Source organism: Rhodococcus sp. PvR044 (assembly GCF_040548995.1).
Lineage (GTDB): Bacteria > Actinomycetota > Actinomycetes > Mycobacteriales > Mycobacteriaceae > Rhodococcus_G > Rhodococcus_G oryzae.
Genome location: NZ_JBEPSX010000001.1, coordinates 168,988 through 184,439 on the forward strand (window position 1 = coordinate 168,988; position 15,452 = coordinate 184,439).

Here is a 15,452-nt window from a genome sequence, read left to right on the forward strand (position 1 = left end):
ATGACGGTTCCCGAGACGAGCGCGCCGTACGTCCGCTCCGAGGTCGCGGGCGGGTTCGCCACCGTCACCCTGGACTCACCGCACAACCGCAACGCGATCTCCTCGCGGTTGGTCGGCGAACTCCGGCAGGCGCTGGCGGACGCGGCGGCCGACGACTCGGTCCGCGCGGTGGTGCTCACCCACACCGGCGGCACCTTCTGCGCCGGCGCGGATCTGTCGGAGGCGGGCGGAGCATCGGATGCCGACCCGGCGGAGCTGGCCGCGGGGCGCACGGCTCAGATGACCGAGCTGCTTCGGGAGTTCCTCGAACTGCCGAAGCCGATCGTCGCCCGCATCGACGGTCACGTCCGTGCCGGAGGCATGGGTCTGGTCGGCGCGTGCGACATCGCGATCGCCGGTCCGTCGAGCACCTTCGCGCTCACCGAGGCGCGGCTGGGGCTGGCGGCGTCGATCATCTCGCTCACGGTGCTGCCCAGGATGACCTCCCGGGCAGCGGGCCGGTATTTCCTGACCGGCGAGAAGTTCGGTCCGGCGGAGGCCGAACGCCTCGGCCTGATCACCATCGCGTCCGAGGACGCCGCGGTGACCGTCGCGGAGGTCTGCGCGGAGCTCGCGCTGGCGTCCCCTCAGGGACTGGCGGAGTCGAAGAGGCTGACCACCGCGCGGATGCTCGCCGACTTCGACCGTTACGGTGAGGAGCTCGCCGCCCAGTCGGCGAGACTGTTCGGATCGCCGGAGGCCGTCGAGGGCATGACCGCCTTCTTCCAGCGCCGCCCGCCTGCCTGGGCACCGAGCGAATAGCAAGGACGTCGAGGAGTACGTGGTGGCCGGATACGACAGGACCCGCGCTCGAGGAGTCGAGCGCGGGTCCTGTCGGGTGTTACGTAAAGGCGATCAGGCCTTCGGGTTGACCAGCCCGTCGACGGAACCGACGAGGGTGCCCAGTCCACCGGTGAGGTCGCCGATCGCGCCGGCGAAGGTGCTGATGGCGTCGAATGCGGAAGCGAATTCTGCAGAACCCATGATGTGCTCCTTGGTTGTGTTCGGTGATTCTCATAGGGGCGCATCAGGTGCACCGGGAACCTTCGTACCGGCAGGTAACGGCTGAGGCAAGGCGTTTGTGGCGAAGATAACGTAAAGATAACGGGAATTTACATGGGGGCGGGAGGTGCCGAATGCGTGAACCGCAGCAGGATCGAAGCCGGCTGACGCGGCAGCGGTTGCTCGAGGCGACCATCGATTGCCTGGCCGACCAGGGCTGGGCCGCGACCACGGTCGGTGTGGTCGCCAAGCGTGCGGGGGTCTCCCGCGGCGCGGCCCAGCACCACTTCCCGACGCGCGAGGACCTGATCACGGCCGCGCTCGAGTTCATGTTCGACAGCCGGATGGAGGCCGCCCGATTGGAGGCCACCGGCCTGCCCGCCGGGCCAGGCCGCACCGAGGCGATCGTCACCCGCCTCGTGGAGTACTACACCGGCACCCTGTTCAAGGCGGCCCTGCAGGTGTGGACCGCCGCGGCCTCGGACCCGGCACTGCGGGAGCGGGTGCTGCCGCTGGAGGAGAAGTTCGGCCGGGTCGCGCACCGGACGGCCGTCGCCATGCTCGGGGTGGAGGACGGCGACCTCATCGCGCACCGGTGGGTGCAGCTCACGCTCGACCTGGCGCGCGGGCTCGGCCTGGCCGATGTCCTCACCGACGACTCCAAACGGCGGGCCGAGCTGATCAAGCAGTGGGCCGTAGATCTCGATTCGGTCCTGCACCGCAGGCGGTCGGGGGACCAGCAACCGGTGGCCCTGTCGTGACCCGGCGCGGGCCGTTACCACCGATCGACTCGCTTTGACCTGAAGGCGCGCCGCCGGGTATCGTTGTGGGTCGTGCCCGGCCTGCCCGGGTCGATTTGTGTGCCTAGCAAGGTAAGGCCGCGCGCGCGCTCTCCTCAGAGACGAGCATTCGGCTGCCTGTGTGGGGGTATGCGACACGCCCGACCTCGGGGTCGAGGGACGGGTGAGGAGCAGCGTTTTCTTGCTCCAACTGCTAGATCCCTAATTACACAACGACCAGACCTGCCAAGCGCAGATCGGTCGACAGAAGAAAGCCGGTATATGCCAACCATCAACCAGCTGGTCCGAAAGGGGCGTCGCGACAAGGTCGCGAAGCTCAAGACCGCTGCCCTGAAGGGAAGCCCGCAGCGTCGTGGTGTGTGCACCCGCGTGTACACCACCACCCCGAAGAAGCCGAACTCCGCGCTCCGTAAGGTCGCGCGTGTCCGCCTGACCAGCTCGGTCGAGGTCACGGCGTACATCCCCGGTGAGGGCCACAACCTCCAGGAGCACTCGATGGTGCTCGTCCGTGGCGGTCGTGTGAAGGACCTCCCGGGTGTTCGCTACAAGATCATCCGCGGCTCCCTCGACACCCAGGGTGTCAAGGGTCGCAAGCAGGCACGCAGCCGCTACGGCGCCAAGAAGGAGAAGAGCTAATGCCACGTAAGGGCCCCGCTCCCAAGCGCCCGCTGATCAACGACCCCGTTTACGGGTCGCCGCTGGTCACGCAGCTCGTGAACAAGATCCTGCTGGACGGCAAGAAGTCCACCGCCGAGCGCATCGTCTACGAAGCCCTCGAGCAGGCGCGTGAGAAGACCGGCACCGATCCGGTCGTCACCCTCAAGCGCGCGCTGGACAACGTCAAGCCCGCCCTCGAGGTGCGCAGCCGCCGTGTCGGTGGCGCCACCTACCAGGTGCCGGTCGAGGTTCGCCCCGGCCGCTCCACCACGCTGGCCCTGCGCTGGCTGGTGACCTTCTCGCGTGCACGTCGTGAGAAGACCATGGTCGAGCGTCTCGCCAACGAGCTCATGGATGCCAGCAATGGCCTCGGTGCAGCCGTGAAGCGTCGCGAGGACACCCACAAGATGGCTGAAGCCAACAAGGCGTTCGCGCACTACCGCTGGTGATCTGGCGCCGGGGCGGCACTTAATGTGCCGCACCGGCGTTGCCACTATGTGTCGGTTCCTCACGGGCCGGCTGACAACACAAAAAGACGTGGTCCGCGAAGGACCGACACGAGCTACGAGCGGGGAAGAATCCTGTGGCACAGGAAGTGCTGACCGACCTGAACAAGGTCCGCAACATCGGCATCATGGCGCACATCGATGCCGGCAAGACCACCACCACCGAGCGCATCCTGTTCTACACCGGTGTCAACTACAAGATCGGTGAGACGCACGACGGTGCGTCGACGACGGACTGGATGGAGCAGGAGAAGGAACGCGGCATCACGATCACGTCTGCCGCCGTGACCTGCTTCTGGAACAACAACCAGATCAACATCATCGACACCCCGGGCCACGTCGACTTCACGGTCGAGGTCGAGCGCTCGCTGCGCGTGCTCGATGGCGCCGTCGCCGTCTTCGACGGCAAGGAGGGCGTCGAGCCCCAGTCCGAGCAGGTCTGGCGTCAGGCCGCCAAGTACGACGTTCCGCGCATCTGTTTCGTCAACAAGATGGACAAGATGGGCGCGGACTTCTACTTCACGGTCCAGACCATCATCGATCGTCTCGGCGCGAAGCCGCTGGTCATCCAGCTGCCGATCGGTGCCGAGGACGACTTCGACGGTGTCGTCGACCTGGTCGAGATGCGTGCCGTCACCTGGCGCGGCGTGGTGCCGACCGGTGCCGAGCCGACCATCGAGGAGATCCCCGCGGATCTCGTCGAGAAGGCCAACGAGTACCGCACCAAGCTGCTCGAGACGGTCGCCGAGACCGACGACGCGCTCATGGAGAAGTACTTCGGCGGTGAGGAGCTCACGGTCGAGGAGATCAAGGGCGCCATCCGCAAGCTGACGGTCAACTCCGAGATCTACCCGGTTCTCTGTGGCTCCGCGTTCAAGAACAAGGGTGTTCAGCCCATGCTCGATGCGGTCATCGACTACCTGCCGACCCCGCTGGACATCGGCGAGGTCGAGGGTCACGTCCTCAACAAAGAGGACGAGATCATCACGCGTAAGCCGAGCAAGGACGAGCCGTTCTCGGCGCTGGCCTTCAAGATCGCGTCGCACCCGTTCTTCGGCAAGCTGACCTTCGTTCGCGTCTACTCCGGCCGGATCGATCCGGGCGCCCAGGTGCTCAACGCCACCAAGGGCAAGAAGGAGCGCATCGGAAAGCTCTTCCAGATGCACGCCAACAAGGAGAACCCGGTCGACGAGGCCGTGGCCGGCCACATCTACGCGATGATCGGTCTGAAGGACACCACCACCGGTGACACCCTCTGCGATCAGGCCGACCCGATCGTGCTCGAGTCCATGAGCTTCCCGGACCCGGTCATCCAGGTCTCGATCGAGCCCAAGACCAAGTCCGACCAGGAGAAGCTGGGCACCGCGATCCAGAAGCTGGCCGAAGAGGACCCGACCTTCTCCGTCGAGCTCGACGAGGAGACCGGCCAGACCGTCATCGGCGGCATGGGCGAGCTCCACCTCGACATCCTCGTCGACCGCATGCGTCGCGAGTTCAAGGTCGAGGCCAACGTCGGCAAGCCGCAGGTCGCGTACCGCGAGACCATCACCAAGACGGTCGACAAGCACGAGTTCACCCACAAGAAGCAGACCGGTGGTTCGGGTCAGTTCGCCAAGGTGATCATCGCGCTCGAGCCGTACATCGGCGAGGAAGGCGAGCCCTACACCTTCGAGAACAAGGTCTCCGGTGGCCGCGTTCCGCGTGAGTACATCCCCTCCGTCGACCACGGTGCGCGCGACGCCATGCAGTACGGCGTGCTCGCCGGCTACCCGCTGGTGAACCTCAAGCTGACGCTGCTCGACGGTGCGTACCACGACGTCGACTCGTCCGAAATGGCCTTCAAGGTTGCCGGTTCGCAGGCACTGAAGGAAGCCGCCCGCAAGGCCGGTCCGGTCATCCTCGAGCCGCTCATGGCTGTCGAGGTGACCACGCCCGAGGAGTACATGGGCGACGTGATCGGCGACCTCAACTCCCGCCGTGGCCAGATCCAGGCCATGGAGGAACGCAGTGGTGCCCGTGTCGTGAAGGCGCTGGTTCCGCTCTCGGAGATGTTCGGCTACATCGGAGACCTTCGGTCGAAGACCCAGGGTCGGGCGAACTTCTCCATGGTGTTTGATTCCTACGCAGAGGTTCCCGCGAACGTCTCGAAGGAAATCATCGCCAAGGCGACCGGCGAGTAACACCAGCTGGGAGCACGACCGCTGGCGAGTTTCACCAGCTGAGCACGACCAAGTAATAACCAACCGCACTGCTGCATAGCGCAAGCACGAATACAGGAGGCCATCAAGTGGCGAAGGCGAAGTTCGAGCGGACGAAGCCGCACGTCAACATCGGGACCATCGGTCACGTTGACCACGGCAAGACCACGCTGACGGCGGCGATCACCAAGGTCCTGCACGACAAGTTCCCGGACCTGAACGAGGCCTCGGCCTTCGATCAGATCGACAAGGCGCCGGAGGAGAAGGCTCGTGGTATCACGATCAACATCTCCCACGTCGAGTACCAGACGGAGAAGCGCCACTACGCGCACGTCGACGCCCCGGGCCACGCGGACTACATCAAGAACATGATCACGGGTGCGGCGCAGATGGACGGCGCCATCCTCGTGGTCGCGGCCACCGATGGCCCGATGCCGCAGACCCGCGAGCACGTGCTGCTCGCCCGCCAGGTTGGTGTTCCCTACATCCTGGTCGCGCTCAACAAGTCCGACATGGTCGACGACGAGGAAATCCTCGAGCTCGTCGAGATGGAGGTCCGCGAGCTGCTGTCGTCGCAGGAGTTCGACGGCGACAACGCGCCCGTCGTGAAGGTCTCGGCGCTCAAGGCGCTCGAGGGCGACGCCAAGTGGGGCGAGAGCGTTCTCGAGCTCATGCAGGCCGTCGACGACTCGATCCCGGACCCCGTCCGTGAGACCGACAAGCCGTTCCTCATGCCCGTCGAGGACGTCTTCACGATCACCGGTCGTGGCACCGTCGTCACCGGTCGTATCGAGCGTGGCGTGGTCAACGTCAACGAAGAGGTCGAGATCGTCGGCATCAAGGAGACGGTCACCAAGACCACCGTCACCGGCATCGAGATGTTCCGCAAGCTGCTCGACTCCGGCCAGGCGGGCGACAACGTCGGTCTGCTGGTTCGTGGCATCAAGCGCGAAGATGTCGAGCGTGGCCAGGTCGTCGTGAAGCCGGGCACCACCACCCCGCACACCGAGTTCGAGGGCAACGCCTACATCCTGTCCAAGGACGAGGGCGGCCGCCACACGCCGTTCTTCAACAACTACCGCCCGCAGTTCTACTTCCGTACCACGGACGTTACGGGCGTCGTGACCCTGCCCGAGGGCACCGAGATGGTCATGCCCGGTGACAACACCGAGATGTCCGTCAAGCTGATCCAGCCGGTCGCCATGGACGAGGGCCTGCGGTTCGCCATCCGTGAGGGTGGCCGCACCGTTGGCGCCGGTCGCGTCACCAAGATCAACAAGTGATTTAGTTTCACCTGTTGATCTAGCAGTACCAAAGCCGAATGGCGTTCACTCCCTCGGGAGTGGGCGCCATTCGGCGTTTCCGGGGACCTGAGCCGGGCCGGGACGGAGTTTCCTCCTCGCCCCGGGCGTGCATGTACGGCCCGGCTCTGGCTCCGGGCCGGGGCACCCCCCCGGGATGGCGAAGAGGGCTGGTCAGCCCGGTAGATCAGCGCGGTCGAGGTGAAGCAGCACCTGCGTGGCGACGGGGGCATCGGGCAGAGCCGCGGCCATGGACCTGGCCAGGGACTCGGCGTCGCGGGTGAACTCGGCGATATCGACCGCGGGGTCGGCGATCACCGTCACCCGCAGGGTCAGCAGACCGCGATCGTCCACGGCGGCGGCCCGCACGGAGCGGACCCCCTCCAGGGTGGACAGCTCCGAGGCCAGCCCGACCGCCATCGGCCCGAGGTCGACCGACAGGTCGGAGTCGCCGAGGACGTCCCCGATCTGCACCGTCGAGGTCCGGCCGCGCCGGAGGTTGATCACCAGCAGCGTGACCCCGGCCACGAGGCTGGCGACGCAGGCGACGCCGAGCAGCGTCGGCCACCAGTCCCTGGTCGGGATCGCCGCGTACTCGGCCCGGTCGAATCGTCGCCAGAACTCCTGGGACACATCGAGGTCCATGTTCCAGGTCAGGGCCAGTGCGCCCGCAGCAACCAGGGCGAGGCCGGCGCCGAGCGCTATCGACCTGTCGATGACCGACGTGCGGCGCCTCACCCTCGCACCTTGCCGATCCGGACGCGCAGCGGACGGGGCGTTGCGAGCGTCGCCAGCCCCGGCTCCACCGCGTCGCGCACGGCCGATTCGAGCGCGGGGGCCGCGACCTCACCGTCGGGGGAGATGCGGACGGTGGTCCGCTTGCCGTCGACGATGGTCTGCACCGACCGGACACCCGCCACCGTGCGTGCCTGCGCGCTGCACATCCTCGCCACATCGGTTGGACGCACCCACACCACCGCAGATCCCGCGTCGCCGAGCGGCAGATGGGTGCGGATCCGCGGCTTGACCGCCACGAAGATCAGCACCAGGCCGGCGAACACGGCCGCGGCCGCGGCAGGCACCATCCACGGCTCCCAGTGCTGGCGTGCGGACCACTCGATCGAATTGCGCAGCCACGCGGCGGGAGCGATGACCTCGTGCGCGATCAGGAACTCGCGTCCGGTCAGCACCGCGAGAACCAGCAGGGCGCAGGCGAAGAGCAGCGCGACCGGGGCCGCCGCGGGCCGGGTGATCGGTGCCCGCGACGGGACCAGGGGTGCAAGGGCGGCGCCGGGCGCCGCGAACTGCTGACTGTCGACCTCGGCCCCCTCCGGTGCCGCGGTTGGCACCGCAGCGGCGACGACGACGTGCAGCTGGTCCATGGGCAGGCCGCTGAGGGCGGCGATACGATCGCCCACCTCGCGGTGCACCTCGCGGGAGAGCAGGGCGATCGGGCACGGCCATGCCACCGCGATGTACAGCGTGACGGCCACCGACTCGGTTCCCATCGACACCTCTGCTCGCGGCAGGTCGCGGCCGGTGAGCCGGGACAGGCCGCCGCGCTGGCGGACCACACCCGGCACCTGGAGGGCAGCCGCCACGGCGATCCGTGAAACCGCGCGATCCTTGATGATCAGCTGGCCCCTGGTGCTGCGCTCCTCGTCCAGGTCGGCTTCCGCGGTGCGTTGCCGGGTCGCTCCGCCCGCCTCGCTCGTGCCGTCAGCCACGGCCCCGGCTCCGCAACAGCGCGCCCAGATCGACGTGCCCGTCACGGTGGGCCCCGATGGCCATACCGAAGCCGCCCAACAGCACGGCGAACACGAAACCGCTGAAACCACCGAGGATTACGGCGATCGCCAGCAGCAGGCCGGCGATCAGACCGACGACTGTGCTGTTCATGGCGCTGTCCTCTCCGTGAGTACGTCTTCGACCGTGACATCGACCGGGACGTCGAGCATCGGGACGAGTGCCGCGCGGACCCGCTCCGCCGTCTCGATGACGTGCGCCGGATAGCGCACGCTGATGTGGATGGCGCAGGAGTCGTCGCCGAGCGCGACACCGAGCACCCGCCGGCCCGGCAGGTACGTCGCGACCTCGCCGAACATCCCGCCGTGCAGCCCCGCGACTCCCGGTACCGCGAGCACCGCGTCCGCGATCAGCTCGGCGGGCTCCACCTCCGGGTCGCTGCTCCGCTCCTGTGCTCCCGGGTCGCTGCGCGGGCTCCGCTCCGGTGTCACTGGACTCTCGGTCTGCCGTCGGTCTCGCCCGGTTGCTCGTTCTCGTCGAACAGGACGACGTCGTAGACGGTGATGTTGACCTCGGTGACCTCCAGTCCGGTCATCCGCTCCACGGCCGCGATCACGTTGCGCCGGATGCCGGCCGCCAGCTCGTGCAGCGCGACGCCGTATTCGGCGACGATGCCGATGTCGATGGCGGCCTGCTTCTCGCCGACCTCGACGGCGACGCCCTGGCCGTGGTTGACGCGGGCGCCCGGGATGCGGTCGCGCAGCGCGCCGACAACGCGGGCGGTGCCGCCGCCGACATCGAACACGCCGCTGATCTCCCGGGTGGCGATACCGGCGATCTTCGCCACGACCGCGTCGGCGATGATCGTGCGCCCCTGCGAGCTCACCAGCTCGGTGGTGGAGGTGCCGTAGTGCACTGGGGCGATGCCCCTGTTCGGATCGGTGGTCACGCACTCAACTCTAGTGAGTGTGGGCGCGCTGCGACGCCCGTGCGCCGATTCACCTAACGTGGAGCAGTCCACCGCACCGTCGACGAAGGAATTGACCCGATGGCAGGAGTTCAGGATGCGGATCCCGCGGGGGCCGCGTCGCCCGCCGTCGCGACCGGATCCCGGCCGCGGGGAGCGCTCGTGGCGGGACCGGCGCTGCTCGCCGTGGTCGCCGTGCTGCTGGCGACCGCGTGCGGAGTCATGCTCTGGCAACACCGTTCGGCATCGGAGCTGCAGTCCGAACGGGAAACCTATCTGCGGGTCGCCAGGGAGGGTGCGCTCAACCTGACAACCATCGACCACAACAATGCCGAGGCCGACGTGCAACGGGTGCTCGACGGCGCGACCGGCGAGTTCTACGACGATTTCGATCGGCGATCGCAGGGTTTCATCACGGTGGTGCGGGACGCCAAGGTGACCACGGTCGGTGAGTCGGCAGCCGCCGGAATCGAGACGGAGGCGGCGGATTCCGCCACGGTTCTTGTGCAGGTAGCGTCGCGGGTCAGCAACGGAACGGGGGCACAGGACCAGCAGCGCGTCCAGCGGCTCCGGGTGACCGTCGATCGGGAACAGTCGAAGATCTCGAGGGTGGAGTACCTGTCGTGAGTGCGCAGCGAAGGCTGATGGTCGGACTGACCGCAGCGGTCCTGGTGCTGGCGGCGCTTGCCGGGTTCCTGTACTTCGCCCAGTACCGGCCGGACCAGCGGGTGGACGATCGGGCAAGGGCCGAGGTCCAGCAGGCTGCGGCGGACGGCGCGAAGGCTCTCCTGACCTACACGCCGGAGACCGTCTTCGCGGACATGGCGGCCGCGCGCGAGTTGCTGACGGGGGAGTTCAGGGACTACCACGACCGGCTCGCGCAGGGGGTGATCGTGCCCGCGGCGACGGACAAGAAGATCACCGCGACCGCCACGGTCACCGGGACCGGACTGACCTCCCTGACCGACGACAGCGCCGAGGTGCTGGTGTTCGTCGAGCAGTCGACTACGTCAGCGGCGGAGCAGGCGCCGGTCGACAGGACCGTCGGTGCCGAGGTGGCGCTGCGGAAGGTGGACGGTCGCTGGCTGATCTCCGAGTTCGACGCGAGGTGATCGGGCCCGCGCGCGAGAGTTCAACCTCGACAACAACTCTGGAAGGAAGCGGATCATGACCGAATCAGGACGGAGCGTGCTCCTGACCGGCGGCACCGGCGGGCTAGGGGTCGCGGTCACCAAGAGGCTGCTCGCGGACGGGTGGCGCGTGGTGGTTCCGTGGATCACGGAGAAGGAACTCGAGCGTCTGGATTCGCACCCGAGGCTCGTCCTCGCGCGCGCCGACCTGTTCGACCCGGCGGGTGTCGCCGAGGTGGCGGCCCTGGCGGGAGGCGACGAACAGGCGCCGTTGCGCGCGGTGGTGAACCTGGTCGGCGGCTTCGCCAGCGGCGCGCGGGTCCACGAGAGCCCGATCGAGGACTTCGAGGCCATGTTGCGGCTGAACCTGCGCCCGCTGTACCTGTGCACCCAGGCCGCGCTGCCGTTCATGATCGACGCCGGTGGCGGGTCGGTGGTCGCGATGTCCACCAAGGCGGCCTTCGCACCCTTCTCGGGTGCGTCGGGCTACGTCACGTCGAAGGCCGCGGTCTTGGCGTTCATCAGCGCACTGGCGGTGGAGTACCGCGACGAGGGCATCCGGGCGAACGCGGTGCTGCCCTCGGTGATCGACACCCCCGGCAACCGGGCGAGCCAGCCAGGGTCGAGCCGCAAGGGCTGGGTCGCACCCGAGGCGATCGCCGAGGTGATCGCGTTCCTGATCGGCGAGTCCTCGGCCGCGATGACCGGCGCCCAGGTCCCGGTTCCCGGGGTCGGCTGAGCGCCTTCGCGCCGTTCCCGTCGCCCGTCGAGATCCCGGGGTGTGGCATTCCTCGGCTCCTTAGGGCACGCTATCTAGAACACGTGTCAGTTTGGTATGAAGTGTGCGTGGCCCACCTGGGCGCACAACGATCCATCGGGTGAGAGGTTGAGCGGGATGAGCGTTGGACGGGTCGTCGTCGTCGGTGCCGGGTTGGCCGGTCTGCGGACCGCCGAGGAACTGCGGCGGGCGGGCTTCGACGGCGAACTGACGCTGATCGGCGCGGAACCACACCTGCCCTACGACCGGCCCCCGCTGTCCAAGGAGGTCGTCCGCGGTGAGCGCGACGACGTCACCCTCAAGCCGGCCGAATTCTTCGAGGAGCAGCGCATCGAGCTGCGGCTCGGCGCGGCCGCGACCGGTGTCGACACCGGCGCCCGCACGGTGACCCTCGCCGACGGATCGACCGTCGACTACGACCACCTGGTGGTGGCCACCGGGCTCGTCCCGCGCCGGATCCCCGGACTGGCCGAACTGGGTGGCGTGCACGTGCTGCGTTCGTTCGAGGATGCGATGGCGCTGCGTTCCGAGCTCGCCGCCGATCGGACCGCCCTCATCGTCGGGGCCGGGTTCATCGGGTGCGAACTCGCCGCGAGCATGCGCGCACGCGGCATGAAGGTCATCCTGATCGAGCCGCAGCCCACCCCGCTGGCCTCCGTGCTCGGCGAGCGGATCGGTGGCCTCGTGGCCCGACTGCACCGCGAGGAGGGTGTCGACCTGCGCACCGGCGTCGGCCTCACCGCCCTGCTCGGCGAGGACAGGGTCACCGGTGCCGTGCTCTCCGACGGCACCGAGGTCGCGGCCGACCTGGTGGTCATCGGCATCGGCTCCGTCCCGGTCACCGAGTTGCTGGACGGCTCGGGCGTGCAGGTCGCCGAGCCGCGCGCGGGCGGCGGCGTGCTCGCCGACGAGTGCGGCCGGACCAGTGACCCGAACGTGTGGGCGGTCGGTGACGTCGCCGCATGGCGCCATCCCGAGGGCCATCGGCGGGTCGAGCACTGGACCAGCGCGGGCGACCAGGCAAAGGCGCTGGCACTGGCGCTGGTCGGCGCCGACGCGCCCACCGGACCCGGCCAGGTCCCGTACTTCTGGAGCGACCAGTACGACATCAAGATCCAGGCGCTCGGCGAGCCGTCCGCCACGGACACCGTGCACCTGGTCCGCGACGACGGCCGCAAGTTCCTCGCGTACTACGAGCGCGACGGCGTTCTCGTCGCCGTGGTCGGCGGCGGTCTCGCGGGAGCGGTGATGAAGACCAGGGCGAAGATCGCGAGTGGCGTGCCGATCACCGAGGTGATCGAGGCCGCGGGCGTCTAACGTGAATGTATGGTCCATGACCAGCGGGCGCTGCCTGAGCTGACGGATCTGACCGCAGCGCACTGGACGTCGGGCGCGTCCGGACGGTTGTCGGTGCGGCGGTGCGAGCACTGCCTGCGTTGGTCGTTCCCGCCGTCGCGATGCTGCAGGCACTGCTGGTCGGCCGACTTCACCATCGAGCCGGTCACGGGAAAGGGCGTGCTGCTCACCTGGACCGAGGTGAACGACCAAGAGCGGAGCCCGCGGAGCGACCCGGCAGCGCAGCCCTACCTCGTCGCCGTGGTCGAGCTCGAGGAGGGGATCCGGCTGTTGCTGGGCCTGACCGGGACCGAGCCGGGCGCCCTGCGCGTGGACACGCCGATCCGGTTGTATTTCGAGCACCTCGGCGGCGACTTCTGGCTTCCGTTCGCCGAGATCGAGGAGCTGGAGCTGCCGGAGGACCGGCTGGAGGCCGTGTCGTGATCACCAAGGGGGCCGTGGTGAGCGGGATCGGCCGGGTGCCACGCGGACCCGGGTCCGCCGATGTTCGAGTCGCAGCCATGGCCGCCCGCGGCGCGCTGGCAGATGCGGGCCTGACCGGTGGCGCCGTCGACGGGCTCGTCACCTGCGGGCTGCCGGACGTGGTCGATGTCGCGGACGCCCTCGGTCTCGAACTCGCCTGGCGCACAGCGGAATCAAATCGGCTCGGCGTGCTGACCGCGGTCTCGGCCGCGGTGGCGGCGGTGATCTCCGGCCTGGCCACCCACGTGCTGTGTATCGAGGCGTGCGACCCGCCGTCGCCCGCGCGGGTTGCACGGCGTTTCGCCGGCCGGCCGTCGGTGTCCGGGTGGGCACAGTGGCACGCACCATACGGGGCCGGAACGGAACTGGTGACGACGGCGCTCGCGGCGCGCAGTTACATCGAGGCGTTCGGGCTCACCCGGGTCGAGTTGGCCCAGATCGCGCTGACCGCGGGCCGAAACAGCGGGCGGGGCCTCGGGCTTCGGGAGTACCTGGACGCCCCGATGCTGGCCGATCCGCTCTGCGAGTACGACCGCGCGCTCCCCGCGGGAGGGGCGGTCGCCGTGCTGATCAGTCCCGGCGACCTGGCGGAAGATCTGCCCGGGCCCGCGGTCACCGTCGAGGCCGTCGCGGCGGCGCGGAACGTGAGCCCGCTGTGGGAACAGCGTGCCGACCTGACGGGAATGGCGATCCACGATGCCGGCGAAAGGCTCTGGGAGGGCACCGAACTCGTCCCCGAGAATGTGGACGTCGCACTGTTCGAGGACGAGTTCAGTATTCTGGCGCTGATGTGGCTGGAGGCGCTCGGGTTCTGTGGGCCGGGGACGGCGGGCGCGTTCGTCGCCGGGGGACAGCGGATCTCGAGAGCGGGCGCGCTGCCGCTCAACCCACACGGCGGCCAACTGGGGCTGGGACGATCGGCCGCGCTGGAGCTCGTCGCGGAGGCGGCGTCACAGCTGCGGGGCGAGTCGACCGCCCAGCTCGACGGCCCGCCCGAGGTCGCCGTCGTCGGCGTCGGCGGCGCGACCGTCGCCGGCTGCATGCTGCTGGTGCGCTGACGCGAGAAGCGCTGCTAGGAAAGGAAATCCGCGAGGATCGTGGTCAGCTCGCCCGGCTCGTGTCCGGGCAGGCTGTGGTGACTGCTGTCCGGCAGGACCTCGATCCGGACGTCCGGGAGGGCGCCGCGCGCCGCCGCGGCCACCCGGTCGACATCGATCGCCCGCGAATCCTGGGCGAGCGCAACGAGGGTCGGGACGTGCAGCTCGCCGAGCGCGGTCCTCGACGGCCGCTTCGGTAGCACGATCCGCGGCCGCGGGGACCCCGCGGCGCCGAGCGCGTACACGGTCAGCCAGTCCGGGTCGAGCGCCCGCCCGCCCGTCTCCCACTCGATGAAGCGCCGTGCCCGGTTCTCATTGGGGCGCAGCAACATCGGGAGTGCCCGCAGCAGATATCCGGCCCGAAATCCGGAGAAGCAGTCCGACGGGTCGAGTAGTGCGAGCCGGTCCACCCGATCCGGGTGGCCGAGCGTGTAGGCGAGGGCCATCCACGCGCCGTAGGAGTGTCCGATCAGCGTGGCCCGCTGTAGGCCGAGTTCGGCGCGCACTGCATCGAGCCATGTCATCAGGTCCGCGGGGGTGCGTGGCCGGCGGTCGCCGGGCACGCTGCGTCCGACGTCCCCGATCAGGTCCGGGGCGTACACCCGGTGCGTCCGGCCGAGCGCGGTCGCGACCGTGGACCAGGCGGTCGAGGTGGCACCGCCGCCGTGGAGCAGGAGAACCGGCGGCGCCCCGGTCGGTCCGCAGGCGTGGACGCGGGTGAGGCCGAATTCGGAGGTGGTCTCCAGGGCGGTCACCCCGCCCCAGCGGGCGAGAACTGCGTCGTAGGCGGCGTCGAACCGGCCTTTCGTGCGGATCTGCGTGTCGTCGTCCATGGACCGCCCCCTGGTTCTCTCGGCATCAGATAATCTCGATGATAGAGATAATTGTTCATCGAGAGATATGAATCAAGGAGTGATCGTGGGAGCAGGGCAGTGAGCGCGACCGACGACCCCGGCGCGGCACTGCAGCTCGTGCACGAGCTGCGCAGGCTGACCGTCGAACTGGACCAGTTCGGTGCCGCGTTCGCGAGCCGCAACGGCCTGCACGCGACCGACCTCCGCGCGCTCATCGCACTGCTCGATGCCGACCGGGCCGGGATCGCCGCGACGCCGGGCTGGCTGGGCGGGCAGCTGGGTCTTGGCTCGGCGGCGACCACCGCCCTGCTCGACCGGTTGGAACGGGCGGGCCACATCGGCAGGACACCGGACCCCGGCGACCGCCGCCGGGTGCTGCTGCGGGTGCAGGAACAGGCGAAGTACCTGGGCTGGTCGTTCTTCGGACCGCTGATCGGGCGCATGATCGCCTCGATCGGGGAGTTCGACGAGGCCGAGCTGGCCGCGGTGACCCGATTTCTCGGAGTGATGAACGAGGCGGTCGGATCCGCGGCGGGCGGCACCGACGGGAGTCGTTGAC

At 68.8% G+C, this 15,452-nt stretch carries 20 protein-coding genes; 13 read left to right on the forward strand and 7 right to left on the reverse strand.

Translation table 11 applies throughout. The features are described from left to right. On the forward strand, window positions 1-801 hold the full coding sequence (locus ABIC28_RS00865; RefSeq protein WP_354577125.1) for an enoyl-CoA hydratase family protein: 801 nt from the start codon (window positions 1-3) through the stop codon (window positions 799-801). 93 nt (window positions 802-894) lie between these two features. Here ABIC28_RS00865 and ABIC28_RS00870 read toward each other — a convergent pair whose 3' ends face one another. Beyond that, entirely contained in the window at window positions 895-1,023 is a 129-nt protein-coding gene (locus tag ABIC28_RS00870; RefSeq protein WP_257017258.1) for a hypothetical protein, read from the reverse strand. A gap of 152 nt (window positions 1,024-1,175) precedes the next feature. Here ABIC28_RS00870 and ABIC28_RS00875 point away from each other — a divergent pair, with 152 nt between their 5' ends. From ABIC28_RS00875 to tuf, 5 genes are all read left to right on the forward strand, one after another. Next, a complete protein-coding gene (locus ABIC28_RS00875; RefSeq protein ID WP_354577127.1) occupies window positions 1,176-1,802 on the forward strand; it encodes a TetR/AcrR family transcriptional regulator in 627 nt (208 codons plus the stop codon). A gap of 300 nt (window positions 1,803-2,102) precedes the next feature. Beyond that, window positions 2,103-2,477 carry a 30S ribosomal protein S12 gene (gene rpsL, locus ABIC28_RS00880; protein WP_027500620.1) on the forward strand — a complete coding sequence of 125 codons (375 nt, stop codon included), beginning with the start codon at window positions 2,103-2,105 and terminating at the stop codon, window positions 2,475-2,477. Then, on the forward strand, window positions 2,477-2,947 hold the full coding sequence (rpsG, locus tag ABIC28_RS00885) for a 30S ribosomal protein S7 (protein WP_027500619.1): 471 nt from the start codon (window positions 2,477-2,479) through the stop codon (window positions 2,945-2,947). The genes rpsL and rpsG overlap by 1 nt, the downstream gene beginning before the upstream one ends. Window positions 2,948-3,081: 134 nt before the next feature. Beyond that, entirely contained in the window at window positions 3,082-5,184 is a 2,103-nt protein-coding gene (fusA, locus tag ABIC28_RS00890) for an elongation factor G (RefSeq protein WP_097210986.1), read from the forward strand. 107 nt (window positions 5,185-5,291) lie between these two features. Then, complete coding sequence (gene tuf / locus ABIC28_RS00895) at window positions 5,292-6,485, forward strand: elongation factor Tu (protein ID WP_077040759.1); 1,194 nt, start codon at window positions 5,292-5,294, stop codon at window positions 6,483-6,485. 192 nt (window positions 6,486-6,677) lie between these two features. On the opposite strand, the gene ABIC28_RS00900 is transcribed toward tuf, so the two are convergent. From ABIC28_RS00900 to ABIC28_RS00920, 5 genes are read right to left on the reverse strand one after another with little or no spacing between them, the layout of a single operon-like run. After that, window positions 6,678-7,241 carry a hypothetical protein gene (locus ABIC28_RS00900; RefSeq protein ID WP_097210987.1) on the reverse strand — a complete coding sequence of 188 codons (564 nt, stop codon included), beginning with the start codon at window positions 7,239-7,241 and terminating at the stop codon, window positions 6,678-6,680. Continuing rightward, a complete protein-coding gene (locus ABIC28_RS00905; RefSeq protein WP_097210988.1) occupies window positions 7,238-8,230 on the reverse strand; it encodes a DUF6286 domain-containing Asp23/Gls24 family envelope stress response protein in 993 nt (330 codons plus the stop codon). Before ABIC28_RS00905 ends, ABIC28_RS00900 begins: the two co-directional genes overlap by 4 nt. Further along, a complete protein-coding gene (locus tag ABIC28_RS00910) occupies window positions 8,223-8,402 on the reverse strand; it encodes a DUF2273 domain-containing protein (RefSeq protein WP_072750969.1) in 180 nt (59 codons plus the stop codon). The genes ABIC28_RS00905 and ABIC28_RS00910 overlap by 8 nt, the downstream gene beginning before the upstream one ends. Then, window positions 8,399-8,677: an Asp23/Gls24 family envelope stress response protein gene (locus tag ABIC28_RS00915; protein ID WP_097211096.1), complete on the reverse strand. Its 279-nt coding sequence runs from the start codon at window positions 8,675-8,677 to the stop codon at window positions 8,399-8,401. The genes ABIC28_RS00910 and ABIC28_RS00915 overlap by 4 nt, the downstream gene beginning before the upstream one ends. A gap of 59 nt (window positions 8,678-8,736) precedes the next feature. Further along, window positions 8,737-9,198 carry an Asp23/Gls24 family envelope stress response protein gene (locus ABIC28_RS00920; RefSeq protein ID WP_027500612.1) on the reverse strand — a complete coding sequence of 154 codons (462 nt, stop codon included), beginning with the start codon at window positions 9,196-9,198 and terminating at the stop codon, window positions 8,737-8,739. A 99-nt stretch (window positions 9,199-9,297) separates the two neighbouring features. Here ABIC28_RS00920 and ABIC28_RS00925 point away from each other — a divergent pair, with 99 nt between their 5' ends. The 6 genes from ABIC28_RS00925 (at window position 9,298) to ABIC28_RS00950 (ending at window position 14,000) form a co-directional block, all read left to right on the forward strand. Then, complete coding sequence (locus ABIC28_RS00925) at window positions 9,298-9,843, forward strand: Rv1363c family protein (protein ID WP_097210989.1); 546 nt, start codon at window positions 9,298-9,300, stop codon at window positions 9,841-9,843. After that, a complete protein-coding gene (locus ABIC28_RS00930; RefSeq protein ID WP_097210990.1) occupies window positions 9,840-10,328 on the forward strand; it encodes a twin-arginine translocation pathway signal in 489 nt (162 codons plus the stop codon). Before ABIC28_RS00925 ends, ABIC28_RS00930 begins: the two co-directional genes overlap by 4 nt. A 55-nt stretch (window positions 10,329-10,383) precedes the next feature. Beyond that, window positions 10,384-11,085: an SDR family NAD(P)-dependent oxidoreductase gene (locus tag ABIC28_RS00935; protein WP_354577133.1), complete on the forward strand. Its 702-nt coding sequence runs from the start codon at window positions 10,384-10,386 to the stop codon at window positions 11,083-11,085. A 156-nt stretch (window positions 11,086-11,241) separates the two neighbouring features. After that, window positions 11,242-12,441, forward strand: a complete 1,200-nt coding sequence (locus ABIC28_RS00940; RefSeq protein WP_269588617.1) for an NAD(P)/FAD-dependent oxidoreductase — start codon at window positions 11,242-11,244, stop codon at window positions 12,439-12,441. A 9-nt stretch (window positions 12,442-12,450) separates the two neighbouring features. Continuing rightward, window positions 12,451-12,903 (forward strand): Zn-ribbon domain-containing OB-fold protein, encoded by a 453-nt coding sequence (locus tag ABIC28_RS00945; RefSeq protein ID WP_097210993.1) that lies wholly within the window; start codon window positions 12,451-12,453, stop codon window positions 12,901-12,903. Beyond that, window positions 12,900-14,000: a thiolase C-terminal domain-containing protein gene (locus ABIC28_RS00950; protein ID WP_354577136.1), complete on the forward strand. Its 1,101-nt coding sequence runs from the start codon at window positions 12,900-12,902 to the stop codon at window positions 13,998-14,000. The genes ABIC28_RS00945 and ABIC28_RS00950 overlap by 4 nt, the downstream gene beginning before the upstream one ends. A gap of 14 nt (window positions 14,001-14,014) precedes the next feature. Here the strand turns inward: ABIC28_RS00950 and ABIC28_RS00955 are convergent, their stop codons facing one another. After that, a complete protein-coding gene (locus ABIC28_RS00955) occupies window positions 14,015-14,872 on the reverse strand; it encodes an alpha/beta fold hydrolase (protein WP_354577138.1) in 858 nt (285 codons plus the stop codon). Between the two features lie 99 nt (window positions 14,873-14,971). Here ABIC28_RS00955 and ABIC28_RS00960 point away from each other — a divergent pair, with 99 nt between their 5' ends. Continuing rightward, window positions 14,972-15,451: a MarR family winged helix-turn-helix transcriptional regulator gene (locus tag ABIC28_RS00960; protein WP_097210996.1), complete on the forward strand. Its 480-nt coding sequence runs from the start codon at window positions 14,972-14,974 to the stop codon at window positions 15,449-15,451. Window position 15,452 lies beyond the last annotated feature (1 nt).

Excerpts from the sequence above, each read along its gene's own strand:
- rpsL (WP_027500620.1), top strand. The coding sequence starts at position 2,103 with ATGCCAACCATCAACCAGCTGGTCCGAAAGGGGCGTCGCGACAAGGTC.
- ABIC28_RS00925 (WP_097210989.1), top strand. The coding sequence starts at position 9,298 with ATGGCAGGAGTTCAGGATGCGGATCCCGCGGGGGCCGCGTCGCCCGCC.
- ABIC28_RS00955 (WP_354577138.1), bottom strand. The coding sequence starts at position 14,872 with ATGGACGACGACACGCAGATCCGCACGAAAGGCCGGTTCGACGCCGCC.
- ABIC28_RS00910 (WP_072750969.1), bottom strand. The coding sequence starts at position 8,402 with ATGAACAGCACAGTCGTCGGTCTGATCGCCGGCCTGCTGCTGGCGATC.
- ABIC28_RS00875 (WP_354577127.1), top strand. The coding sequence starts at position 1,176 with ATGCGTGAACCGCAGCAGGATCGAAGCCGGCTGACGCGGCAGCGGTTG.
- ABIC28_RS00870 (WP_257017258.1), bottom strand. The coding sequence starts at position 1,023 with ATGGGTTCTGCAGAATTCGCTTCCGCATTCGACGCCATCAGCACCTTC.
- ABIC28_RS00940 (WP_269588617.1), top strand. The coding sequence starts at position 11,242 with ATGAGCGTTGGACGGGTCGTCGTCGTCGGTGCCGGGTTGGCCGGTCTG.
- ABIC28_RS00935 (WP_354577133.1), top strand. The coding sequence starts at position 10,384 with ATGACCGAATCAGGACGGAGCGTGCTCCTGACCGGCGGCACCGGCGGG.
- rpsG (WP_027500619.1), top strand. The coding sequence starts at position 2,477 with ATGCCACGTAAGGGCCCCGCTCCCAAGCGCCCGCTGATCAACGACCCC.
- ABIC28_RS00865 (WP_354577125.1), top strand. The coding sequence starts at position 1 with ATGACGGTTCCCGAGACGAGCGCGCCGTACGTCCGCTCCGAGGTCGCG.
- ABIC28_RS00945 (WP_097210993.1), top strand. The coding sequence starts at position 12,451 with ATGGTCCATGACCAGCGGGCGCTGCCTGAGCTGACGGATCTGACCGCA.